The sequence below is a fragment of the Chitinophaga sp. MM2321 genome, assembly GCF_964033635.1.
Taxonomy (GTDB): Bacteria; Bacteroidota; Bacteroidia; order Chitinophagales; family Chitinophagaceae; genus Chitinophaga.
The window spans coordinates 4,134,341-4,157,671 of sequence record NZ_OZ035533.1 but is presented as its reverse complement, the minus strand read 5'-3'; the positions used below and the strand labels follow the sequence as shown (position 1 = coordinate 4,157,671).

Below are 23,331 nucleotides of genomic sequence, written 5' to 3'. Positions count from 1 at the left end.
AGTATTATATACCGCAACCGTTCCATCAGGTTAATCTGTAAATCTGTTTAATCCTGGTCCTGGTTTACTTTAAGTGCGCTGAGTTCATCCGCACATTCGCGCAGCAGTTCATCTACTGTTTTATGCAATACGGGATGTACGTAGTCAGGGATGATCTCCTGTAACGGTACCAGTACAAATTGCCGGTGTTGCATTTGCGGATGCGGTATTTTCAGTTCCGGCAAAGCTATTTTTTCGTCATTAAAAAAGATCAGGTCGATATCAATTACACGTGAGCCCCATTTTTCCTGGCGGATGCGGCCTATCTTGCGTTCTATCTCCAGGAGTGTATGCAATAGCGTTAGTGCATCCATCTCTGTACTGATCTGAATACCCTGGTTGAGGTAGTCCGGTTGGTCTACTGATCCCCAGGGAGCTGTCTGGTATAAGGAGGAAATCTTTACGATATTCCCGGCATTTGCAGCAATCAGTTGTACCGCCTGTTGCAGGTTCCTGGTACGATCGCCCAAATTGCCACCTATAAGTAATATTGCTGTATTCATGTATATTCCGAACGGCAAAAGTAGCCATATTCCTTATTTTTGAAAAAATGTATCTTTCCACTTCCCTTTCACTTAACTAAAAAGTATGCGTTTCTTTAAAATTTTCTTTGCCTCCCTCCTGGCATTTGTCGTTTTCACCGCGCTTTGCTTCATTGTGCTGCTGGTGATCATAGGGAAGGCCATCTCCTCCGAACCGGTCACCATTGCTCCTAATGGTGTATTGGTACTGGAAACGAACCAGACATACAATGAACAGAAGCTGGTTAACCCCCTTGGCGCCCTCATGAAAGATGAAGCAGGAGAGATTCCCGGATTGTACCAGACGGTCCGCCTGATTGAGAACGCTGAAAATGATGATAACATCAAAGGCATATATCTAAAGGTAAACGGAAATGCCAATGGTTTTGCCAGCAACGAAGAATTACGCAACGCCCTGATTCATTTCCGGCAGTCAAAAAAATTCGTGTACGCATACGGTGAGGTGATGGACCAAAACGCCTACTACCTGGCCACAGCGGCGGATAAGATATACCTTAACCCCAAGGGAATGGTGGACTTTACCGGCTTCTCCAGCCAGATGGCCTATTTAAAAGGTACCCTCGAAAAACTGGAAATACAACCCGAAATATTCTATTGCGGTAAATTTAAGAGTGCGACCGAACCTTTGCGTGAAACGCAGATGACGGAGGCCAACCGTATTCAGACCAACCAGTTCCTCGGGGACTTATATGGCAACTTCCTGCAAGGTATCAGCAAAGTACGGCGTATAGATACGGCTACTTTACATGGCTATGCCAACGAAAACCTGATCCAGGAACCTGGCGATGCGCTGAAATATAAGCTGGTGGATGGTTTGAAGTATGATGATGAAGTAGTGGAAGAATTAAAAGGTAAAACCGGGATTAAAAATGACGAGAAAGTTAACCTGGTCACCCTGTTGAAATACAACGCAGCTACGGTACTCGATAATGGCAGCGGTGACAACAGGATCGCGCTGATCTATGCCCAGGGTGATATTATAGGTGGTGAGTCTGACCGGGATAACACCATTGCCAGCGAAAATTATATCCGCGAAATCCGTAAGGCAAGGGAAGATAAAAAGGTGAAAGCGATCCTTTTCCGTGTCAACTCCGGCGGCGGTAGCGCCCTGGCGTCAGAAGTGATCTGGCGGGAATTGTCGCTCGCCAAAAAAGTGAAGCCGGTAGTGGTTTCTATGGGCGATTATGCCGCATCCGGCGGGTATTACATCTCCTGTATGGCCGACAGCATCTTTGCACAACCCAATACCCTCACCGGTTCTATCGGTGTATTTGGCGTGATGTTTAATATGCAGAACTTCTTCAAAAATAAACTGGGTGTAACTTTCGACGGTGTTAAAACCGCGCAGTATGCCGACCTTGGCAGTGTTGGCCGTCCTTTAACGGAAGCAGAGAAACGCTTTATACAAAACGGGGTAGACAGCACTTATGCCTCCTTCAAATCCCGCGTGGTAGCTGGCAGGAAACTGGACCCCGCCATTGTGGACAGCATCGCACAAGGACGGGTATGGAGCGGCACGGATGCGCTGCGTCTCGGCCTGGTAGACCGTATCGGTGGTGTAAACGATGCCCTGGCATGCGCCGCTAAACTGGCGAAATTGTCCACTTACAAGCTGGTGGAATATCCTGAAGTAAAAGACAAGCTATCCAAACTCCTGAAAAGTGTGAGCGGTGAAGTAGAAACACGCACCCTGAAACAGGAACTGGGCCTCAACTACAGCCTTTATCAGCAAGTAAAGGCGGTACAGGGAATGCATGGCGAAATACAAGCGAAGGTTCCTTTTACATATCGTTTCAACTGACCAGGATTAAAGGATTATTAGATTTACCAGATGGGTGTTTTGTTGTTTTTAATTTTTAAACAACAAATTTTAAACAACAAAACACCCATCTGGTAAATCTAATAATCCTTTAATCCTGGTTCTTTTGTGTTAGTTTTACGCGGTTTTTAAAAACACAGCTCAGATGAATGGAGAGAAGTACAGCCAATGGAGGGCCATGTTGGCCATTACGAAAGGAAGTTTAAGAGGAATATTCAGAAGTCCTTCCGCAGTAGTGTTCAGCCTGGGTTTCCCATTGGTATTTATCCTTGTATTTGGATTTATAGGCAGCAGTAGTGTTTCTGTGAAAGTGGGGGTAGACCGGCATACGGATATCAACAGCCAGTTTTACAAGGGGCTGACGCAGGTGAAAACGCTGAAACTGATTACTGATCAGCCGGCGGAAGAGATGGAAGATGATCTGAAAAAGGGGCGTATTATCGCTATACTCAATATCCTTCCCAAAACCGGGGCCGACAGTGTACCCGGCTATACCGTACATATCAAAACTTCGACCGCTTCCGATGTCAGTAAAAAAGCAATCCTGCTTTCTGTGCTGAAGAATGTAACCGGCGTGCTGGACGAAAGAGCTTATGAGCGGCCAACTGTGGCTACTTTTACCACGGAAGAAGTACCGGGCCGGGAGTTCAAGACCATCGACTTTATTTTGCCCGGACAACTGGGCTTTGCTTTAATGAGTGCGGCCGTATTCGGTACCGCCTTCCTGTTTTACGGCATGCGTCAGACATTGGTGCTGAAGCGTTTCTTTGCCACCCCTATCAAGCGTACTTATATTGTACTGGCCGAAGCCCTGAGCCGGATGACCTTTCAGCTGATCAGCTCCGTGGTGATCATCGGACTGGGACATTTTGCCTTTGGGTTTACACTGGTGCATGGGTTTGCTACCTTCCTGGAAATGCTGGTATTGTCTGTTTTTGGGCTGCTGGTATTTATGGGTTTCGGTTTTGTGGTGAGCAGTATTGCTAAAAATGAAAGCACCATTCCACCGCTTGCCAATATTATTACGCTGCCGCAATTCCTGCTGGCAGGTACTTTTTTCCCGATAGATTCCTTTCCTGCCTGGTTGCAGCCGGTTTGCAAGATTATGCCGCTGACTTACCTGATCGATGCGCTGCGTAAAGTGGCCTTTGAAGGGCAGCACCTGTGGCATGTGGGTTGGGATATTGCCATTCTGACCTTATGGGGTGTGGTGGTATATGCCGTTGCCGTAAAAGTATTCCGTTGGGAGTAGCCTGGTTTTTTGTTAGCTTTGGCTAACCTAAATCCAGCTACATGCAAGCCTTTTTTATTATCCTGGGGGCATTGATCGTCCTTGTACTGGGGCTTTTCATTTTCAGCTTCTTTTTATCCCCTGTAGTAAAAGTAGAACGTTCCCTGGTGGTTCCTGCACCTGTTACCAAGGTCTTTCCCTTAGTGAATGTGGTGCGTAACTGGGAGCTGTGGTCACCCTGGAAAGAACAGGACCCTTCTGTTAAGATCACTTATGGAGAGAAGGAAAGCGGTATAGGCGCCAGTTACAGCTGGGAAAGCACCAACCGGAATGTGGGCAAAGGCCATATGACGGTTACGGAGTCAAGGCCGGATCAGTACATCGCTACAGACATAGATTTCATGGGGATGGGCACCGCAAAAGGCGCTTTCCGGTTTGATCCGGTAGCAAGCGGTACACTGATAACCTGGAGCATGACCTGTAATATGGGACAACATCCGCTGCGGAAAGCAATGGGACTCATGATGGATAAATGGGTTGGTAAAGATTTTGAAAAAGGTCTGCGGGCCATCAAGGGGTTAGTCATCCACTAATCCGTAATACAAATTAAGATATGCGGTTTTTAAAGTTGTTTTTCCTGAGCATCGTGATGCTGGGAGTTTTTGTATTCCTTTTATCATTGGTCTTTCCTTCTACTGCGGTGGTACAGCGTACAGGGGTTATTTATGCACCGATGGATACCGTATATGCGCAGGTAAGTAACCTGAAGGCATGGGAAAACTGGAATCCCTGGAGCCGCCCGGATAGTACGGCTACGCTGATGTATACGGATACTGTTGCCGGGGCCGGCGCGAGCTACAGCTGGGCGGGCAGGATTAACAGTGGAAAGGTGGCCATACTGGATAGTGAGCCCGGTAAAGGCGTGTATTACCTGATGAATATCGACAATATGCGGCCCGTGAAAGGTGGATTTGAACTCAAGCCCACTGCCGATGGCGCAGGTACGGTCATCTTCTGGCATATGGAGATCAAGCTGGGGATGTTGCCCTGGTGGAAACTACGGGGCTTTGTATCCGACAGGATCTACGGTCCTTCTATGGATGCCGGGCTGACAAAGCTGAGTGAAATCTGTGAGCGGAAATAGGGAATAGTTATATGGATGTATTTTGCCATTTATCCAATTAAATTGTTTGCACCGGATTTTAAGTTTTAAATTGTTATACGATCTCAAACTGCACTTTTTCCAACAAACATTTAAATCTGAAAAATGAAACATCTCTTATTGGCAACCTTTTTCTTAGCCGCTACCAGCTTGGGCTTTGCCCAGGAAAAAGCGCCTAAGAGCCCAGAAGTAACGGTACAAAATAAGGACATTAAAGTGGTATATGGTCAACCTTCCAAAAGAGGCAGGGTGATTTTTGGTACCCTGGAACCTTTTGGTAAAGTATGGCGTACCGGCGCTAACAAGGCTACAGAAATCACTTTCAACAGAAACATGATTTTTGGTGGCAAACCTGTAAAAAAAGGTACTTATACACTCTTCACCATTCCTGATCCTAAAACATGGACTGTCATCCTGAATGGCAAACTCGGTCAGTGGGGCGCTTTTGATTATGATAAGAATAAAGGGGAAGATGTATTATCCGTAAAAGTACCACGGGTACCACTCACATCATCTGTAGAAAAACTCACATTCAGCCTGCCCGCAGGTGCTGTTGTGATGGAATGGGATGATACGAAGATAGCGGTGCCGGTTAAGTAACATTAATATTTAGGGATTTATTGATTTACGAATTTAGGGATTTGAAATGCAGCGAAGATTTCAAATCCCTAAATTCGTAAATCAATAAATCCCTACATACTTTAACAACGCTATCGTGTAGAAATGAACTCCCTGATGCTGGCGTATACTTTCTCCAGCTGTGCGTCTGTGATACAGTAGGGTGGCAAAATATACAAGGTGTTGCCCAGTGGTCGCAGCATGATCCGTTTCTCCTTAAAAAAATGATGCAGCTGATCCCCCAGCTTGTTCGTATACCCATCTACGTTATCCGTTATAATTTCAAAGGCTAAGACAGTTCCCAGCAGCCTCGGGTTCTTGATGATCGTTGCTTGTTGCAGCTCCGGCAGGAACTGCTGATGACGTGTGTGTATGCGTGTCCGTTGTTGTGCGCAGGCGGGATCGGTGAAGAGGTCCATACTGGCCAGGGCAACGCTGCAGGCGAGAGGATTGGCTGTAAAAGAGTGGCCATGGAACAGGGTTTTGAGTTTGTCGGTAGACAGGAAGGCTTCGTAGATCTGATGGGTGCAGGTAGTGATGCCCAGCGCCATACTGCCGCCCGTAAGACCTTTAGAGAGGCATATCATATCCGGTTGGGTGCTGACATATTCCATCGCAAAATTCTTCCCTGTTCTGCCAAAGCCTGTCATCACTTCATCTGCAATCAGCAGGATATTTTCCGATACACAATATTGCAACAGTTCATCAAATGCCGTGGCATCATACATCACCATGCCGCCGGCGCCTTGCAGCAGGGGCTCAAAAATAAAGGCCGCTATCTGTGCTGGCTGTTGCGCCGCTATATCTGCTATAATTTGTGAGATATTTTCCGGGGAAGGCAGATCGAGGAAATGCACTTCAAACAGGAAGTCATCGAATACACGGGTGAAAACACTTCTGCCGCTCACGCTCATCGCACCGAAGGTATCGCCGTGATAAGCGTTTTTAAAGGCCAGTATTTTGCGTTTGGGCTGCCCTTTGTTATCCCAGTACTGTAAGGCCATTTTTAGCGCCACCTCTACGGCTGTAGAGCCATTGTCGGAATAAAAAACGCGGCGTTGCTGTGTGGGCAGGATTTCCAGCAGCCGTTCTGCGAGGTTTACTGCCGGCGGATGCGTATAGCCGGCAAAGATGCAATGCTGTAGTTGCAGCGCCTGCGCAGCCAGCTGCTGCGCAATATGTGGATGTGCATGCCCGTGAATATTTACCCACCAGCTGGAGGTGGCATCTATATATTCCTGACCGTCTTCATCATATAAACAAGCGCCTTCACCACGCACAATGGCGATAGGTGCAGGAGCAGTCTGCATCTGTGTATACGGATGCCAGATCACGCTGAGGTCCCTGGAAGAGAGGGAGGTGTTTTTTAGCATGCAGCAAATGTAATCCGTAATTTTTTTACTTCTTCATTCCACCGTTTTTAAACAGTGAATATGCCGTCTGGTAGGTGGCAATACTGCGTTGCAGCAAGGCGCTGTCCATCGGAACAGGGTGTTGTTCATTCTTTAGCTGGTTCCACGAAAAGCACTGTGCCTTTTGCTGGGGGCTGAGAATGAGTAGCTTGCCGGGTTCGAGATAGGCCAGTTTCTGATAGGTGCTCACCAGGGTACGGGGCTGATAGGTGGAGTCCAGCACATTTTTGCCAAAGAAGTTACTGTCGTACGACCAATGCAATAGCCCCAGCAATGTGGGGTAGATGTCTATCTGTGAGCACATGACAGGGATTTCCTGTGCAGTAGCGCCGGGAACATTATAGAAGATGCAGGGGATGTGGTATTTGCTGACTTCTATTTCATTTTTACCGGCGCTGCTGGCGCAATGGTCTGCTACGAAAATAATAACGGTATTGCTGAACCAGGGTTTGTTGCGGATCTTTTGCAACAGCTGGCCGATGGCGTAGTCGGTATATTTTACGGCGCCTTCACGGCTGGTACCGGAAGGGATATCTATTTTGCCGCCGGGATAGGTATATGGGCGGTGATTGGAGGTGGTCATGATGAAATCGTAAAAAGGCTTGCCGGCCGCATACTTTTCATCTGCACTTTTGATGGCCGCATCATAGATGTCTTCGTCACAAACACCCCAGGCATTCTCGAAACGAACGGCGCTGTCGGGGATATTGGTACGAATGCCCGCGATACGGTCGTTTACCAGGCGGTGACGCAGGCGATCGGTAATATCGTAGCCATTGTTGCCGAAGAACATGTTCATATTATCGAAATAGCCATCGCCGCCATAGAAGAAAGTGGGCTGGTAGCCTTCTTTCCGGAATATAGTGGCTGCGGAGAAGAGGTTTTCATTCCCTTTCCGCCGTACAATGCTCTGACCGGGTGTAGGCGGAACCGCCAGGGTGAGGGCTTCCATACCTCTTACGGTGCGTGTGCCGGTGGCGTACATGTTGGTAAACAGGATACCTTCTTTGGCGATACTGTCCAGTACCGGTGTGATGTGTTCTGTATTGCCGAAGCGCGTCATGAAGTCGGCGCTGAAGCTTTCAATGGTCACCATGATCACGTTGGGCATAACCGGTGTAGCCGTATCCGTTATATGCCGGTAAATGCTGTTATCATTTTCCAGGTACTTTGCATCCGGCGACTGTAGCAATCCGCGCACCTGTGTAAAGGCGGTTGGTTCATCTTCCAGCAAATAATATTTATCGTATGCCAGTTCATTATTCAGGTAAGCGGAAACAAAAGCATAGATACCGGCTTTGGATAGTTCCTGCTGATAGCGGTTCTTGCTTTTATCTGCCCAGGCATTATTTATAAAAAAGATATGAACAAGTGTTGCCGCCAGCAAGCCGCCAAAAATAAGGAGCCGCTTGCCAAAAGGCGTGCGGGACTGGAAGCTGCGGCGGAAAGTACCCCGCCGGATAAGTAGCCAGGTGAGGAAAGCGGTAGCCAGCAATACGCCGCCAATCAGCAATGGCAGGGGATACGACTGGTTGATATTACTGATCACCTCGTAGGTATAGATGAGGTAATCTACCGCGATGAAGTCGAAACGCCCTGCATATTCTCCCCAGAAAGTAAATTCTGCAAAGAAGGAAAAGATGACAAGCATGGTTGCCAGGAAATAACCGGTATAGGTAAAGGCGCGGTTCACCATCGTGTTATTCAGCCGTTGTGGCAGGAGCAACAGGTAGAGCGCATAAGCGATCGTAAAGAAAAGTGCGACGCCGGTATCAAATACCAACCCTTTTGCAAAAATGGAAAGAATGCCGGTCATGGTGAGGCCGGATTGCGGGTAAGACCATATCAGCAAAGCCGATCTTACAAGAAAGGATAGGACGAGGAATAAGAATATAAAGCCGAACAGTACGGCATACCGGTTTTTAGCTGATTTCATCGGGCATAAAGAGTTGAGGCCGCAAAGGTAGATAGATATTTATGATTTACGAATTTATGGATTTTGAGATTTTCGGATTTAATAACTGACGGTGAACGTATGATGCCCCTGGTCATACTTGTAGTGGATAGATAACTGGTAAGAATCGGCTATTTTTTTGACGATGGCCAGGCCCAGGCCATTGGAGCCGGAGTATCCCGGGTTGTGTTTTTTAAAACGCTGAAAGAGACTGCCCGCAGGTATTTCAGGGAGCTGGCTGCTGTTAGTGATACTAAAAAAAGTACCGGATAAACTGATCTGGATCTGACCTTCGACCGTATTATATTTGATGGCATTGCCCAACAGGTTGCTCACGAGAATGTCTGCCAGTGCGGGATGTAGCGGCCATGGGGCGGGTGCTGTCATGGTTGTTTCAATGGTGAGCTGTTTTTCTTTAGCCAGTTCTTCAAATAGTAGCAGGTATTTTTCTACTACGGCCACGAGGTCGGGTTGCCCGGTAACGGGGTATTGCTGGTTTTCGATCTTGGCCAGCAGCAGCAGGTTATGATTGAGGCGTGACAGGCGCTGGAGCTCATCATAACTCTGCAGGATATTTTTCATTTGTTCTTCTGTCAATGTTTCATCCTGCAACAGTAGTTCCAGTTTACTCTGAACAATAGCCAGCGGCGTCTGCATTTCATGGGCGGCATCTTCTGTCAGCTCTTTCATATTGGTATAGTCCTGGTGGATGCGGGCGGCCATGTGGTTGAGTGCTGTGTGCAGCTGGTTGAATTCGTGGGTAGGGGTAGGTTTGAGTGATAATACCTCCATTTTATTCAGCTGTAGCTGTTTGATTTTTTCCAGAGAAAGATAGAACGGCTTCCATATTTTTTTACTGATAAACCAGTTGGAAAGTAAAGCAAAAAGTAATAATCCGCCGAAGGCGAAAAGCATTACATGTACTATATTTTTTACAAGATCATCTTTTTCTATCAGCGATTTCCGTAATACCAGTTGATAGTTTTTATCATGGAAGCTGATCACCTGTGAAAGCTCGCGGAAAGGGGCTTTCATATCTTCTGTTTCCTGGTACAGGTTGACACCCCGGAGCTGATGCTTTTGCTGCAAGGGTTGGTCTGTGGGTGACAGTTGAAATTCCTGTGTGTTGATGCTTAATATGGGGTTATTAACGCTGGCAGTGTCGAGGTAGCGGAGCCAGTGCAATTTGTCGTTTACAAGCTCCTCATCTGTTTCGTGTTTAATTTCTTTATTGAATTTATAGAAGAGGTAAAATGCGCCGATGGTGAACACCGGCAGCATGATCAGTAAGAAATAGAGGGTGGTTTTGGTGAGTAATTTCATGATGATAATTTTATCCAAACCGGTATCCTGTTCCGTATACTGTTTTGATATAATCTTCGCCGCCTGCTTCAATGAGTTTTTTGCGGAGATTTTTAATGTGTGTATAAATGAAATCGTATGATCCGGCCTGGTCGTAGGCATCTCCCCAGAGGTGGCCTGCCAGCGCGGCTTTGGTAACCACCCGGTGCTGATTGGCAATAAAGTACAGCAGCAACTGGTATTCCTTACCGGTTAGCGTAACAGACTTATCATGTACCAGCACTGTCTTCGACGCCGGCATAACCGTAATTTCGAAGAAGGTGATAGTGGTATCGCCATCAAAGTTTTTGCGCCGGAGAATAGCGTTGATCCGGGCATTTAGTTCAGAGAGATGGAAAGGTTTGGTGAGATAATCATCTGCGCCCAGCTCCAATCCGTAAAGTTTATCTTCCAGTGAATCTTTGGCGGAGATAATAATGATACCGGCTTTGGATTTGAGTATTTTCAGTTCTTTCACCACATCCAATCCGCTTCCCATGGGCAGGCCGATGTCTGCTACAATACAGTCATACCCGAAGTCGTTGACTTTATCTATGGCCTGGTTAAAATCGGCGGCTGTTTCACAGATAAGTCCCTGGTGTTCGAGATATTCCCGGATACTAGCCCGCAGCGCGGGTTCATCTTCTATGATCAGCACTTTCATTGGTTAAAAGTAGGGATAAATACTAAAGAAAATCTGTAGCTGATGTAAACATGCTTTACGGGCTGTTCTTCCTTTACCGGAAAGGGAAAACCAAAGTCATCTTTTTATCGTTTATAGAAGTGTAGTATTTCTTTTTTACCTGATGCGCTCAGGATATGATTACAGGTATAATATAACAGCGATAGGCCCCCCAGGACATAATTTACGGTAGATCTCTACAGCAATTGCCGGGCAGGAATGGATAAGGAACAGGGGCGATAAATTTTCTACATGAATAAAGAAACACAGGAACTATTCCAATTGATGGACCAGGTGCCCAATGCGCGACGGGTTGCCATAAAATACCGGCGGTTGATCCGCAAAGGTAAACTGGATCCCTCGCAAAATGTGGAGGACGGTGGGGCCGGGTGGCTTGAAATGGAAGATCACATCAATCGCGCAGATTGCGTCAAAACATATAGCTACTGGACATTAGGGATTATACTGACCATCGTGCTGATTGCTTTGGGTGTGCTGTTTTTTATAGCAACAGCCGCTAAATAACCCCCGGGTTAACACCCAGGGGTATGATACGTCGTTGGGTATCTTATTAACGTACCGGCTTCGTTGCATTCAAATTGCTTTCACCATGAAACCATTTAGCTGCCTGCCCGGTAAGCCATAGATAATAATCGGAGTCCAGCTCATTTTCAATACCCACAAATTTATGGTCGCCATTTACCGGAAGATTGGCTTCTTTCGCACATTTATAAATGGCCGTTCCTTCATCAATTTCATCGAACATTGCTACGTACAATGTTTGTGCGCCCGCCTGTTTTGCACCGGCCACCTGTTTCCATAAGAAGTCACCTTTGAGCCGTGGGATAGCGTTGTAGTCTGCTTTTCCATCTTGCAGATTTCCCCAGCTGAAACCAGGAAATACCAGCGGTACATAATCCACTTTATTACTCTTGCACCACTGTATATCGGCAGCCAGTCCGATGGCTACATTGTTGTAGCTATCCATGTTATAACGGCCCACTGCCCAGGGCATAATGATATCCGATTTTTTGACGAGGGTATGCAGGAGGGTGGAGTTCTCCGTATCATTGTTGAGGGTACGCCAGTAATAAGGCACGCCCAGCATAACAGATACACGGTTGTTAGCGCCTTTCAGTTTTCCCACCAGCTTGTCCACATCTGCAATGGTATATTTCCTGTTGTCGTTGAAACCAACGCCCCATATGGATAACAGCGGTTTACCGTTATGCCTTACATAAGTTGGATGTTGCTTGTTATCAAAGAGAGAGAACAACGATTGCAGTTCATTCCAGTCCTGTTCCAGGTAGGCTACATCATCACTGCTACAGCCGCTGAGGTCATACATGATACAGATAGCGCGGTTGTATTTTTTTGCCGCCTTCAATGCATTTTCCAGCACTTTATTAAAATGTCTTTTGCCGGAAGGGTTGGTGTTTTTTATTTCACCAACAAACCGTTGCATGAATACACCATCAATACCATAATCTTTCATCCATTTAAAGTGAAGGTCTACGGTTTCTTCATCGTAGGGACTATAGAGAAAAGCATCCGAACCATCCGCAAATTTGAAGGGTGATTTATATTGCTTTGTATATTCGGTCATGTCGGGCCAGAAATCCACCGCGGCGCATCCGGGAAAGAAACCACCACAGCGGCCGTTCCGGTAATGATACCAGCCACGTTGCGAGTCATCGCCGTCGGCAGCAAACCAGCCCTGGTAGCCAGCCATAACGAGTTTGTTATAAGAAGTGTACTGGCAACCGGTTTCATCATACACGGTGTCTTTTACGGCCACCGGCGGCCCCGGCGGCGGTGCATCTGTACCCGTTTTTTTACTGGAACAACATACACTGATGAAGAAAAAGGATAATAACAGTGACAGGCTTATCTGCTTCATGGAAATGATTTTTGTTTAAAGAAGGATAAACGTTGATGATGGAATATTCTCCGCCATCAACGTTTATCCGTTTGGGTTATATATCCAATACCACTGCTTTTGCATAATTCGGTTTGGCTTCTCCTACATCAATAAGGGCGCCTACGCGGAAGTAGTATTTGTTGCCCGGTTTGAGGGAGGAAGTGTGTGATGGCAGATCTATTTCCAGTGTGTATACCTGGTTGGGATCTGACACGGCGTTGAGCTGCTGTTCTGTTGCTTCCTGCCGCATGGGTTCACCAACACGGGAGTCCTGGTGGGCGTATAAACCTATTTTTTTGACGTTGTTAGGAACGTTTTGTTCCAGCTTGAAAGTGGCCACCACTTTGGCCCCGTTCCTGGTGATGCTCACATCTTTCAGGCGGATGTAGGGCGTTACGGTAAAGTCGAGCTTTGTTTGTCCTTTGATGTCCACATCCTGCGGCGTGGTAGCAATGAAATTGCCCCTCACCGGATTGACGGTGTACGTGTTGGCAAAAAGGAGGCTGTTATCGTAAGTACCATCCGTTTTAACGGTGAGGTATTGCGGTGTCACAGGATCGTAGCCATGTTCAATGATCTCGATAGTGGTGCCACGGATGATATCCTGTTCTACGAGTTCATTGGTTTTGACATCGACAAAATTACCGCTTAATCCGGCGGTAGGCCCGTCGTAATTATCTTTTTTGCAGGAAGTCATTGCCAGTGCTGCTGCAAAGAGTATATAGCTGAATTTATTTTTCATCACTAACATTTTTAATGGGTTCAATACTGTGGATTTTGTACCAGGCCGTTCGCACCGATGCCGGGGATAGGGCGGTAGTAAGCTTTTGGTTCAAATGTTTTAGGATTGGAATTGGGCACATTTACGCGTACGAAAATATATTTTTTGGCGGGCAGTGCTCTCAGGTCCTGTAGCGGCATTAAGGAATGCAGCATCCTGTTGTTAAAGGCAGTATGATATTCCCTTCTGCGGATGAGGTCCCAGAAACGTTTGTTTTCGAAGGCCAGTTCCACTCTTCTTTCGCGTTGTACATTGGCTGCTGTTAAAGGAATGTCGGTGGTATGTCCTGCGCGTCTGCGGATATCGTTCAGGGCTTTGGCAGCAGCCGCTGCGTTGCCTTTACCGCTTTCCACTACAGCTTCTGCGTAGTTCAGCAATACTTCCGCATAGCGGAATTCTATAAAGTCGGTGGTACTCTGGTTCCATCCTGCAACAACCGGTGCGTTCTGATTCATGAATTTTTTAAAGGAGAAGCCGGTGCGGGTGTTGTTGCCGCCGTAGGTATCGAAGCCGGAGTATTGGGTGGTGCTGGGGGCGCCGTATGTGTAATAGGTGGTGCCGCTGATGGTGATTTCATCCTTCACGCGGATCACTGCCTGTCCATCCGGTTTTACATATCCCGCCTGTATGATGATGGGAATATTTTTCCAGTTGGTGGATGGTAATACGGTTGTACCCCATAGTCGCGCATCTTTACCTTTGAAGATATCGTTGGGTGAATCGAAGCGGATATAATCTTTCGTAGGGCTGTAACCGTTATAGTCAGTTACGTTGCCATCTACGGTGGTCACGATAGGCGCACTGTATCCTGGATTATCATACCTTTCATAGGCATCTGCAAAGTCCAGTGTGGGATTCATCCTGCCTGGATGCGGCCAGCCATTGGCCACCTGGGCGGGCTGATACCAGATATCGTAGTTGTGGCCCTGGTAATTGCCGGGTAAGGTAAAGCCTTTGATCATGATGGCTTCTTCCTTTGCAATATTCGGGTCCTGGAAAAGCTGCCGGTAATTTTCTGCTGCTTCTTCCGGGTTGGCGGGATTTGGTTTGTACAGCGAGTAACCACCCTGAGTGATCAGTGCCTCGGAAGCCGCGATAGAGAGCTGATAGTAGCCATCTGCTGCGGAAGGATCCAGACCCACCAGTTTCTGTGTTACCGCATCACCTGATAAGGGAGCAGCAGGGCCGAATTTGGCAATAGAAGCTGCGTGTAGTGCTGCACGTGATTTCAGGGCGTAAGCGGTCCATTTGGAAGCACGGCGGCCTTTGTCGGCCCCCAGGTTACTGATAGCAATATCACAGAGTTCCATCACATAGTCCCATGTTTCTTTTTCAGTGCTCCTGGGTACTTTCAGTGATTCTACATCACTGCTGTATTTCTGGGTGCCTTTGATCAGCGATACACCGCCATATCTTTTTGCCAGCCCGAAATAGGCGAATGCTTTGATGAAAGCACTTTCACCGGTGAGGGCATTTTTTTCTTCCTCCGAAATCTGTAACGTGGGGATCACATCTGTTAACAGGTTAACATCCCTGATCAGTTTATAACCGGCTTCCCACCACCTGAAATCGTTATCACCTATAAAGTCGCCGAATTCAGTGTGCACCGCTTCGTCGGTTTGCATGGCTGGTGCAAAACCACCGTTGTTGGGGTCCTGCCCGTTATAGTTGAAACCATTGTCATTGGGACCGGTCCTGAAGAATGCAAAATCTTCTACCGGCAGCTGGTAATACAGGTTTGCCATGTATAATTTGGTGCCTTCGGGATCGCCAAAGAGATCTTCCGCCCTGATCTTATCGGTAGGCTTCAGGTCCAGCACCCTGTTACAGCCGAAGAGCATCATGCCTGTAACAAGAAATAGTATACTGCATTTATATAGCTTCATAACTGTGTCTTTTTAGAAGTTAAGGTTCACACCAAAATTGTATGTCTTTGTAAGCGGATAGTTAAACCCTGCATTGAACAAGCCTTCCAGCCTTTCCGGATCAAATGGTTTAACAAACGAATTGGCAACGGTGAAAACATTGTAGGCATTGGCAAATACCCTTATCTTCTGTATGCCTGCCGCTTTATACAATTTCGGGTTGAAGGTGTAGCCCAGTTCTACGCTTTTTAACCGCACATAGGAAGCATCTTTTCTCCATACGGAGCTTTCTGCATACATCTTTCCAACATCACCATTGAACCGGGAAGCGGGCCATTTGCCTGCAATCCATTCACTTGCCGGATCGTAAGGATCTTCCTTGTGCCATCTGTCGAAGAAGTAAGCGGGTGTATTGCCCCTGAATGCCAGTACCTCCGCATATACTTCGCTGAAGCGCACGGTGTACATAGCGGAGCCCTGGAACAGCATGTTGAGGTCGAATCCTTTATAGGCAGCGTTTAAAGTAAGACCATAATACATGTGGGGATTTTTGGAAGATGGATTCTGATTGTCGTTGGTACCTACGCCACCGGTGAAGATAGGCAGCAGGTCCCGGTCGTCGATCACGCCATCGTTATTCACATCCTTGTATTTAAAATCACCTGGTAGTTCGCGGATATTGGCCTGATCACCATTCTGAATCGGGTAGTTGGCTATTTCATCTGCGTTCTGGAACTGGCCTAAGTAAGTATATCCCCATACCACATCATTGTAGCGGTTGGCCGATCCATTGCGCCATTTATCATAGCTGTTGGTGAAGGGGCCTCTTTCTACGTAGCGGTTCATGGTACGTGAGTAGTTGAAGTTAGCGGAGACGCCGTATTGGAAGTCGTGTTTACGGTTGTTGTAGGAGATGGTAAAGTCAAATCCCTGTACCCGGTCGCTGTTCAGGTTTTCTTCCGGCAGCGTGCCCCCGAAAGTATTTGGCAGCGATACGTTGCGTCTTGCCAGCAAACCGCTTCTGTCTCTGCGGTATACATCGAATTCAAGATTGAATTGATTGTTCCACAGGCCGACATCTATACCGATGTCTGTTACTTTTGATGTAAACCAGGTAAGTTGTTCGTTTACTATGGCGGGTGAAGCGGCGCCGTTGATGAGGGTACCGTTTTCAAATTCATAGCTGCCACCTCCACTGGTAGAGTATCCCGCAATGTATTGAAAGGGATTACCGGCATCTTCACCTACCAGCCCGTAAGATGCGCGCAGCTTGAGGTTGGAGATCGCTTTTACTTTTTGTTTGATGAAATTCTCTTCTGAAATTCTCCATCCGCCGGAAACAACCGGGAAGAAGCCCCATCTTTTATTGGGGTTATAGCGGTAAGAACCATCCTGTCTGAATGCAAATTCCACCAGGTATTTGCTGTTGTAGTCGTAGTTAAACCTGCCTACATAAGAGAGACTGGCGGTTTGTTGTTCGCTGCCGTCGTTTTCCTGTTTGGCTTTACCGGCTGCATTGATCTGGTCACTGGTGTAGAAGTCATAATACCTTTTGAGGAAAGCGTTGCGGTTCCAGTATTGTTGTTGTTCTACTACCAATACGCCGCCTACATTATGTTTCCCTGCAATCTGCCTGTTATAGTTCACTTGTCCCTGCAGGGTAACGCGGTTATTGTTACCATAGTTGTTGGTAATAGCGGCAGCGCCTTTTCTTTGCGGTTGCTTGATGTACTGGTCATCTACATAAGTATACAGGTTATATCCTTTGGACACATTTTTTGCGGAATAGCTGTTCATATCATACGATCCCATGGCGCGGAGGGAAAGCCCCGGTACGGCAGGTATGGTATAAGTCAGTGCAATAGCTGACTGGAAGTTGCGGTTGATACTTTCATCATATCCGGTAATGCTTTTATCGGACAGTGTCAGCGGGTTTTGATTGGAAGGCGTTACCACGGCAGGATACAACGGGTTGTTGTTGGCATACGGTTTTTCAGTAGGCAACGTAACACGTGTTCCTTTGAAGATGTTGAAGAAGTTTTCGCCGGGCTGATCTCTTTTATCATATCTGCCGGCGAGGAATACTTCTGCTTTCAGATTTTTAGAAAGTTCTGTGGTGAGATTTGAGCGAATGTTGTATTTGCGGAAGCCCATGTCGCCTGATTTAAGCAGACCGGCTTCTGATACATAGCCCAGGCTTACAAAGTATTGTGTTTTTTCTGTACCACCGGAAGCAGACAGGTTATGCTGCTGCTGCATGGCCGATTTTTTCATGGCTTCATCGTACCAGTCGGTACTTTCATAACCGGGCACGCCATCGATATATTTCTGCATTTCTTCCCTGGTGAGAAAGGGACTACCGCCGCCCAGTACAGCCGCGTCGTTGCGCATCTGTATCCATTGTGCTGCGTTGGCCATTTGAGGTACGTCTGTTGGTTTCATAAAACCGACTACGCCGTTGTAGCTGAACGCAGTTTTACCGGCGGTGCCTTTCTTGGTCGTGACGATGATAACGCCATTGGCTGCACGAAGACCGTAAATAGCCGCCGATGCATCTTTCAGGAATGATACGCTTTCGATATCATCTGCATTCAGTCGCTGGAATTCTGAGGAACCGTCGCGGGCAATACCATCAATAACGAAGAGGGGGGTACCGAAGCCGCGGATGTTGATCATGTTGTCGAAAGTACCGGGTTCACCGCCCAGCTGGCGGATCTGCAAGCCGGCCACCTTGCCTTGCAGTTTTTGTGCGAGGCTGACGTTGGTGGTGGTCTGGATCTCTTTAGCGGTAATGTTTGTTACGGCGCCGGTAAGGGTTTCTTTTCTTTTGGTACCATAACCTACTACTACCACACTGCCCAGCAGTTCTTCGTTGGCAGTCATTTTTACGTTGATCGTTGTTCTGCCGTTAATAGGTTCCGTGGCGTCTTTCATGCCAACGAAAGAAAAAGAGATTTCAGTAGCACCGGCTGGTGCATTGAAGGTGTATACACCCTGGGCGTTGGTGGTTACACCTGCTCTTTTACCGGTGTTGTCATGCACGAATACGCTTACACCATAGAGCGGGGAACCATCTTTCGCGTCTGTTACTCTCCCGCTGATCGTTTTCTGTTGGGCATTAACGAAGAGAGGGAAGACGCAGGCCAGCATCAGTAGCCGAAAGATCTTCTTCATAAAATGTGGATCATTCATACGTGAAAAATTGACTTTGGTTAATAAAAAAATAGGTCCGGATAATGTGGAATATGGTTGCAAGAAAGGAGAGGGGTACTAATAAAACGGCTAACGAATGCATTAACGGCGAAATTAATTCGCATTAATTTTACAATTGACTGATTATCAAATGTTTTATAATGACCGCTATTCGTGGATAGAAAGATAAAAATGTCTATTTTGTGGAGTATATAGTTTTGTAGTCAACCATGGGGAAGTATTTATTCTGTATATTTTTTATTCTTTTTACCAGCTATAATAGTTTTTGTCAATCACACGGTTTACGGTTTTCCAGTCATGAGGTAGTGCCCGAAAAGAGGACTTCTCTCAATCTCACCCCTACTGAACCCGTTTGCCTGCATGATGGCACAGAGATCTCTTTTGACCTGATCTTTACCCCTCATCTCGAAACCTATTTCGGGTATATTATGCGGTTGATCACCACAGATCATCAGAATATTGACCTGGTATACAACCAGCGGTCGGGTTATTTCAATTTTGTTATCGGGGAAACATTTTCGGGTGTTTTTAAAGTAGATACCACTAAATTATTCGGAGAATGGAATCAGTTCAGGATCAAATTTGATGAAGGACAGCACGAGGTCAGCTTTTATCTCAATAACCAGTTCATCTGTAAAGGGAAAGCAAAGATCAGCAAAGGCACCTGCTGCAAGATCTATTTCGGCACCAACAGTTATGAAGGATTCCAGACGCTGGATATTCCCCCCATGAGCATCCGTGATATCCGCATCAAAGCCGGCGGCAAGCTGCAATATTATTATCCGTTGTCTGAAAGCCAGGGAACGGAGAGCCAGGATCAGATCGGGAAGAGAACCGCCAAAGTAAAGAACCCGGTGTGGATCAAGCCGCGGCATCAGAACTGGGAGCATGTACGGTCGCTCTCTATTGCAGGGACGCCCAGCGTGGCTTTCGACAAAAGCAGGGAGATATTATATATTACTGCGGCTGATTCATTGTATGCGTTGTCATTTAGTGATTTGCAGTTGAAAGGCACCGCTTTATCGAAGGGGCATCACATCCTGCCGGCAGGCAATCAATCTGTTTATGATGGCGGCGCCCATCAGCTCCGCAACTTTTATATTGATGAACAAAAAGTAAGTACCTATGATGCCGCTGCGCGTAAATGGGATGTAAATTTTTCATCTGTAGAGCTGACAGAATGGTGGCATGCCAATAAGTTCATCTCTCCGGCAGATTCATCTTTATATATATTCGGCGGATATGGACAACTGCGTTATAAGGACACCGTGCAACGGTACCATTTTCCTACGGGAAAGTGGGAGATCGTTACCACCACCGGCGATAAATTTATGCCGCGTTATATGGCAGCATTGGGTACCAACGCGGCGGCTGATACGGCTTACATCATAGGTGGTTACGGCAGCAGCACCGGCAACCAGGCCATCAACCCGAGATTCAGTTATGAGTTGCTGGCGTTTAGTGTGAAAGACAAATCATTCAAACATATTTATCATTTGCAGGAGCCTGTGCGGCAGTTTTGTTTTGCCAACAGCCTGATTACGGTGCCGGGGACGGATGATTTTTATGCGTTGATTTATCCGACAGATAAATTTAATTCTGCGTTGCAGCTGATCAAAGGATCGCTGCATTCGCCGGTATATCAGCTTACGGGGGATTCTATTCCCTATTCCTTCCACGACATCAAATCCTTTGCAGATCTGTATTATTGTCCGGTCAGCAGAAAGCTGGTGGCGACCACACAGTTTTGTTCAAAGGATAGCATTACAAGTTTGCAGGTATATACCATCGACTTTCCTCCAAATGAGCTGGTACTTACCGCTGTGGCAGTGCCATACAACGGACGGTTCTGGGGGTATCTGCTCCTGGCAGTGTGCCTTGTCGGAGTGGTGATATTGGTAGTCAGGTATCGCCGTAGGCCCGTTTCCGTAGTACCCGTGGAAGTGGCGGCAGCAACCGTGGAGCATGACCTTCCGTATGACCTGGAAGATCACCGGGAGCTGTCTGCGATATTCCTTTTCGGCCCTTTTGAAGTATTTGATAAAGACGGAAATGATATCACAAAATTGTTTACACCCTTATTAAAAGAGTTGTTCCTGGTATTGCTTATCTTTTCATTGAAAGATGGTAAGGGAATCCCGTCCGAACAATTATATGAAATATTATGGGGAGATAAATCCCTGAAAGACGCGCGTAATAATTTTTCAGTAAACGTAGTAAAACTGAAAGCTATTTTACAGAAGGTGGGTGATGTACATATCGGCAGGGAATCCGGCAGGTGGAAACTGGAGGTATTGCATGATACGATCCGCATAGATTACCAGCAATACCTGGCATTGACGCCGGATACAGATAAGGCAGCGGTTACCGCGTTGCTCAGTATTATCAGGCGTGGCGCGTTCCTGGGCACTGTACAGTATGAGTGGCTGGACGATATCAAATCTGATATAGCCGGTCCCGTTATAGACCAGTTGCTGAAGTATATGTCGGCTGCCGATCTGGGTCGTGATCCGGAGTTTATTATCCGGCTGGCCAACTGTATTTTCTTTTTCGATAAATTGAATGAAGAAGCCCTGATGTATAAAAGCAGGTGCCTGATCCTGTTGCGTAAACACGGACTGGCCAAAGATGCCTACCTTAAATTTGCGAAAGAATATAAGGAAAGCTACGGACAGGATTTTGAACGCAGCTTCCAGGAGATGACCTGATTTTTATTTGTGGGTGATGACATTACCTGCAGCATCCATTTCCAGGAAAGGGTTATAAGCAATCTCCCACAGGTTATCTTCCACGTCGGCAATATAGCCGGTGTAGCCACCCCAGAAAACTTTTTCGGCGGGCTTTACTATTTTCACACCATTCGCTTTGAAAGCAGCGAAGAGATCATCCACTTCTTTTTCGGAGCGGAGATTATAGGCTAATGTGAATCCTTTATAGGAATGCTCCTCATGTTTTACCCCTGCATCTTTCGCCAGTTCTACACTGGAGAAGAGGCCCAGGATAAAGCCATTGAGTTTGAAAAATACGATCGCTTCTTCCTCTTTCAGGGGTGTCCAGCCAAATTTTTCTACATAAAATGTTTTCATCTGTTGGAGGTTCCGTACACCCAGTGTAAGGAAGGAGAGTCTTTGATCGGGTGTTTGCATATGTGTGTGTTTGAGACGACAAAGATAAGCAACCATACGACTGATTACTTTAATCAATAACGTTTGTGGTCAAGTAAGGAATGCTTTTTGACGTAAGAAAGGAAATCTTATGCAAAATGGAAAATATAAACGTAAGAAAGGCGGTGCCAGCCGATTTAGAGATCCTGTTGGGGTTTGAGCAAGGTGTCATTGAAGCAGAAAGACCGTTTGATACCACCTTGAAAGAGGGGCTTATTCATTATTATGACATTGCTGCGATGATGACAGCCGATCATGTGGAGCTGGTGGTAGCAGAGACCGGATCGGAAATTATCGGATCGGGATATGCGCGGATTGAGGCCGCAAAGCCTTATGTGAAGCATGCAACGTATGCCTACCTGGGGTTTATGTATGTAAGGCCGGATTACCGGGGAAAGGGGGTAAATGGAAAGATTGTAGCGGCATTAAAGGAGTGGTCTTACCTGCAGGGGATCACCGAAATGCGGTTGGATGTCTATAGCGATAATGAAACGGCCCTGCGGGCATACCGGAAGATGGGGTTTGTGCCCAACCTGGTGGAGATGAAGATGGATTTAAATGATGATCCTTCTTTCCTGGTGTAGGTTTTCCTGGCAATATTGGCCGTTATTGCATTTGACAGCTGTCTGGAAATCGGTTGCGGAACAGGAAAGAATACGGAGTGGCTTATCGGGAGGACAAAGCAGGTGGCAGCAAGCAGAATATTTTGAGGAAGATAATAAGCGGATATTCCGGGGATACTGACTGTTTTGCTGAAGAAGCCCTAGCAGCGTGCATTTTGCGTAAGAAAAAGCTCTTTCCCCCGGAGGCAGTTCATCTCACAAATGTAATTTTATACTGAATAACTTTTGAATAACACATCTGAAGCATTTTAATCTGTTAACTCCCCTTGTTTTTTTTAAATTCGCACCTTCTGATCATTCAGAATGACCAAAACAGTTACATCCGGTATGAAACAGGTGTGCAATAGCAGCACATCATTTATAACAAACCTCAGCAATATATCATGCTAAACCTAAGTGAAGATTTCGAGATCGTATCCGCGGAGCAAGCCCATATGACAATCAGGAAATTGGATAAAGATGCGCTTCAGGGAAAACAGTTTGACTACATTATCTCGCAGGAGAAAAAAGTGAAAATGGATAAACGGATCGTCATTATGAAAACTACCATCGACATCCGGCCAAAAGGGATTAATTTCTCGCTGGCTTCATCTGGTGACTATATCATTTACAAGTTAACCAACTTCGACAAAGTGATCACCACTATCCGGCCCAAATGTCATCAGATTGAGCGTAAAATCAGTATCGCTATCGGCAGGAATGCCATCTCCATTTGCGCCGGGCAACTGGCAAGAAATTTATCAGATTTTGATCTTCTCTTTATTATTAAACCGCTATTTGAAGAGAATCCTAATGTTATCTATGAACGGGAATCTGTTTCCGGCTGGAAAAAGCCCGACCTGTAATTAGATAGGAAGATGAATATTGATGAGACACTGCGGATTTTACCGCTATGCCCCGGGTTACCAATATGCGGTCCCTCCGGGACCGGCGTTTTGTTGCCCATAGCGAAGCATTCATTTCA

Annotated in this window: 19 protein-coding genes; 9 read left to right on the top strand and 10 right to left on the bottom strand. The window is 46.6% G+C overall.

Features of this window, described 5'->3' with window-relative positions; genetic code table 11:
• Window positions 1-47 precede the first annotated feature (47 nt).
• On the bottom strand, window positions 48-542 hold the full coding sequence (folK, locus tag ABQ275_RS16055; protein WP_349314166.1) for a 2-amino-4-hydroxy-6-hydroxymethyldihydropteridine diphosphokinase: 495 nt from the start codon (window positions 540-542) through the stop codon (window positions 48-50).
• 85 nt (window positions 543-627) lie between these two features.
• Here folK and sppA point away from each other — a divergent pair, with 85 nt between their 5' ends.
• The 5 genes from sppA (at window position 628) to ABQ275_RS16030 (ending at window position 5,393) form a co-directional block, all read left to right on the top strand.
• Complete coding sequence (gene sppA / locus ABQ275_RS16050) at window positions 628-2,382, top strand: signal peptide peptidase SppA (RefSeq protein ID WP_349314165.1); 1,755 nt, start codon at window positions 628-630, stop codon at window positions 2,380-2,382.
• Window positions 2,383-2,545: 163 nt separating this feature from the next.
• Window positions 2,546-3,652, top strand: a complete 1,107-nt coding sequence (locus ABQ275_RS16045; protein ID WP_349314164.1) for an ABC transporter permease — start codon at window positions 2,546-2,548, stop codon at window positions 3,650-3,652.
• A gap of 41 nt (window positions 3,653-3,693) precedes the next feature.
• Entirely contained in the window at window positions 3,694-4,224 is a 531-nt protein-coding gene (locus ABQ275_RS16040) for an SRPBCC family protein (protein WP_349314163.1), read from the top strand.
• A 20-nt stretch (window positions 4,225-4,244) separates the two neighbouring features.
• The gene (locus ABQ275_RS16035) at window positions 4,245-4,775 is read left to right on the top strand and encodes an SRPBCC family protein (protein WP_349314162.1); all 531 of its coding nucleotides are present in this window, start codon (window positions 4,245-4,247) and stop codon (window positions 4,773-4,775) included.
• A 123-nt stretch (window positions 4,776-4,898) separates the two neighbouring features.
• Window positions 4,899-5,393: a DUF2911 domain-containing protein gene (locus tag ABQ275_RS16030; RefSeq protein WP_349314161.1), complete on the top strand. Its 495-nt coding sequence runs from the start codon at window positions 4,899-4,901 to the stop codon at window positions 5,391-5,393.
• A gap of 110 nt (window positions 5,394-5,503) precedes the next feature.
• Here ABQ275_RS16030 and bioA read toward each other — a convergent pair whose 3' ends face one another.
• The 4 genes from bioA to ABQ275_RS16010 form a co-directional block, all read right to left on the bottom strand.
• Window positions 5,504-6,784 carry an adenosylmethionine--8-amino-7-oxononanoate transaminase gene (gene bioA / locus ABQ275_RS16025; RefSeq protein WP_349314160.1) on the bottom strand — a complete coding sequence of 427 codons (1,281 nt, stop codon included), beginning with the start codon at window positions 6,782-6,784 and terminating at the stop codon, window positions 5,504-5,506.
• 25 nt (window positions 6,785-6,809) lie between these two features.
• A complete protein-coding gene (locus ABQ275_RS16020) occupies window positions 6,810-8,759 on the bottom strand; it encodes a sulfatase-like hydrolase/transferase (RefSeq protein WP_349314159.1) in 1,950 nt (649 codons plus the stop codon).
• Between the two features lie 78 nt (window positions 8,760-8,837).
• Window positions 8,838-10,100: a HAMP domain-containing sensor histidine kinase gene (locus ABQ275_RS16015; protein ID WP_349314158.1), complete on the bottom strand. Its 1,263-nt coding sequence runs from the start codon at window positions 10,098-10,100 to the stop codon at window positions 8,838-8,840.
• A gap of 10 nt (window positions 10,101-10,110) precedes the next feature.
• Complete coding sequence (locus tag ABQ275_RS16010; protein WP_349314157.1) at window positions 10,111-10,782, bottom strand: response regulator transcription factor; 672 nt, start codon at window positions 10,780-10,782, stop codon at window positions 10,111-10,113.
• A gap of 270 nt (window positions 10,783-11,052) precedes the next feature.
• Between ABQ275_RS16010 and ABQ275_RS16005 the strand changes: the two genes are divergently transcribed.
• Complete coding sequence (locus tag ABQ275_RS16005; protein WP_349314156.1) at window positions 11,053-11,325, top strand: hypothetical protein; 273 nt, start codon at window positions 11,053-11,055, stop codon at window positions 11,323-11,325.
• A 46-nt stretch (window positions 11,326-11,371) separates the two neighbouring features.
• Here ABQ275_RS16005 and ABQ275_RS16000 read toward each other — a convergent pair whose 3' ends face one another.
• The 4 genes from ABQ275_RS16000 to ABQ275_RS15985 form a co-directional block, all read right to left on the bottom strand.
• Window positions 11,372-12,700, bottom strand: coding sequence for a glycoside hydrolase family 71/99-like protein (locus ABQ275_RS16000; protein WP_349314155.1), 1,329 nt, complete (start codon window positions 12,698-12,700; stop codon window positions 11,372-11,374).
• 76 nt (window positions 12,701-12,776) lie between these two features.
• Complete coding sequence (locus ABQ275_RS15995) at window positions 12,777-13,463, bottom strand: DUF3823 domain-containing protein (RefSeq protein ID WP_349314154.1); 687 nt, start codon at window positions 13,461-13,463, stop codon at window positions 12,777-12,779.
• A gap of 20 nt (window positions 13,464-13,483) precedes the next feature.
• Window positions 13,484-15,388, bottom strand: coding sequence for a RagB/SusD family nutrient uptake outer membrane protein (locus ABQ275_RS15990; protein WP_349314153.1), 1,905 nt, complete (start codon window positions 15,386-15,388; stop codon window positions 13,484-13,486).
• A gap of 12 nt (window positions 15,389-15,400) precedes the next feature.
• Window positions 15,401-18,541, bottom strand: a complete 3,141-nt coding sequence (locus tag ABQ275_RS15985; protein WP_349314152.1) for a TonB-dependent receptor — start codon at window positions 18,539-18,541, stop codon at window positions 15,401-15,403.
• Between the two features lie 344 nt (window positions 18,542-18,885).
• Between ABQ275_RS15985 and ABQ275_RS15980 the strand changes: the two genes are divergently transcribed.
• Window positions 18,886-21,288 carry a hypothetical protein gene (locus ABQ275_RS15980; protein ID WP_349314151.1) on the top strand — a complete coding sequence of 801 codons (2,403 nt, stop codon included), beginning with the start codon at window positions 18,886-18,888 and terminating at the stop codon, window positions 21,286-21,288.
• Between the two features lie 3 nt (window positions 21,289-21,291).
• Here ABQ275_RS15980 and ABQ275_RS15975 read toward each other — a convergent pair whose 3' ends face one another.
• Entirely contained in the window at window positions 21,292-21,726 is a 435-nt protein-coding gene (locus tag ABQ275_RS15975) for a VOC family protein (RefSeq protein ID WP_349314150.1), read from the bottom strand.
• A gap of 116 nt (window positions 21,727-21,842) precedes the next feature.
• On the opposite strand from ABQ275_RS15975, the gene ABQ275_RS15970 reads away from it, so the two are divergent.
• On the top strand, window positions 21,843-22,328 hold the full coding sequence (locus tag ABQ275_RS15970) for a GNAT family N-acetyltransferase (RefSeq protein WP_349314149.1): 486 nt from the start codon (window positions 21,843-21,845) through the stop codon (window positions 22,326-22,328).
• A 422-nt stretch (window positions 22,329-22,750) separates the two neighbouring features.
• Complete coding sequence (locus tag ABQ275_RS15965; protein ID WP_349314148.1) at window positions 22,751-23,212, top strand: hypothetical protein; 462 nt, start codon at window positions 22,751-22,753, stop codon at window positions 23,210-23,212.
• Window positions 23,213-23,331: the final 119 nt, after the last annotated feature.

What these genes read in the sequence shown, in the direction of transcription:
- ABQ275_RS16010 (WP_349314157.1), bottom strand. Translation starts at nt 10,782, where the DNA reads ATGAAAGTGCTGATCATAGAAGATGAACCCGCGCTGCGGGCTAGTATC.
- ABQ275_RS16045 (WP_349314164.1), top strand. Translation starts at nt 2,546, where the DNA reads ATGAATGGAGAGAAGTACAGCCAATGGAGGGCCATGTTGGCCATTACG.
- ABQ275_RS16035 (WP_349314162.1), top strand. Translation starts at nt 4,245, where the DNA reads ATGCGGTTTTTAAAGTTGTTTTTCCTGAGCATCGTGATGCTGGGAGTT.
- ABQ275_RS15970 (WP_349314149.1), top strand. Translation starts at nt 21,843, where the DNA reads ATGGAAAATATAAACGTAAGAAAGGCGGTGCCAGCCGATTTAGAGATC.
- ABQ275_RS15975 (WP_349314150.1), bottom strand. Translation starts at nt 21,726, where the DNA reads ATGCAAACACCCGATCAAAGACTCTCCTTCCTTACACTGGGTGTACGG.
- folK (WP_349314166.1), bottom strand. Translation starts at nt 542, where the DNA reads ATGAATACAGCAATATTACTTATAGGTGGCAATTTGGGCGATCGTACC.
- ABQ275_RS16020 (WP_349314159.1), bottom strand. Translation starts at nt 8,759, where the DNA reads ATGAAATCAGCTAAAAACCGGTATGCCGTACTGTTCGGCTTTATATTC.
- sppA (WP_349314165.1), top strand. Translation starts at nt 628, where the DNA reads ATGCGTTTCTTTAAAATTTTCTTTGCCTCCCTCCTGGCATTTGTCGTT.
- ABQ275_RS16040 (WP_349314163.1), top strand. Translation starts at nt 3,694, where the DNA reads ATGCAAGCCTTTTTTATTATCCTGGGGGCATTGATCGTCCTTGTACTG.
- ABQ275_RS16015 (WP_349314158.1), bottom strand. Translation starts at nt 10,100, where the DNA reads ATGAAATTACTCACCAAAACCACCCTCTATTTCTTACTGATCATGCTG.
- ABQ275_RS15995 (WP_349314154.1), bottom strand. Translation starts at nt 13,463, where the DNA reads ATGAAAAATAAATTCAGCTATATACTCTTTGCAGCAGCACTGGCAATG.
- ABQ275_RS15990 (WP_349314153.1), bottom strand. Translation starts at nt 15,388, where the DNA reads ATGAAGCTATATAAATGCAGTATACTATTTCTTGTTACAGGCATGATG.
- ABQ275_RS16000 (WP_349314155.1), bottom strand. Translation starts at nt 12,700, where the DNA reads ATGAAGCAGATAAGCCTGTCACTGTTATTATCCTTTTTCTTCATCAGT.
- ABQ275_RS15965 (WP_349314148.1), top strand. Translation starts at nt 22,751, where the DNA reads ATGCTAAACCTAAGTGAAGATTTCGAGATCGTATCCGCGGAGCAAGCC.
- bioA (WP_349314160.1), bottom strand. Translation starts at nt 6,784, where the DNA reads ATGCTAAAAAACACCTCCCTCTCTTCCAGGGACCTCAGCGTGATCTGG.
- ABQ275_RS16030 (WP_349314161.1), top strand. Translation starts at nt 4,899, where the DNA reads ATGAAACATCTCTTATTGGCAACCTTTTTCTTAGCCGCTACCAGCTTG.
- ABQ275_RS15985 (WP_349314152.1), bottom strand. Translation starts at nt 18,541, where the DNA reads ATGAAGAAGATCTTTCGGCTACTGATGCTGGCCTGCGTCTTCCCTCTC.
- ABQ275_RS16005 (WP_349314156.1), top strand. Translation starts at nt 11,053, where the DNA reads ATGAATAAAGAAACACAGGAACTATTCCAATTGATGGACCAGGTGCCC.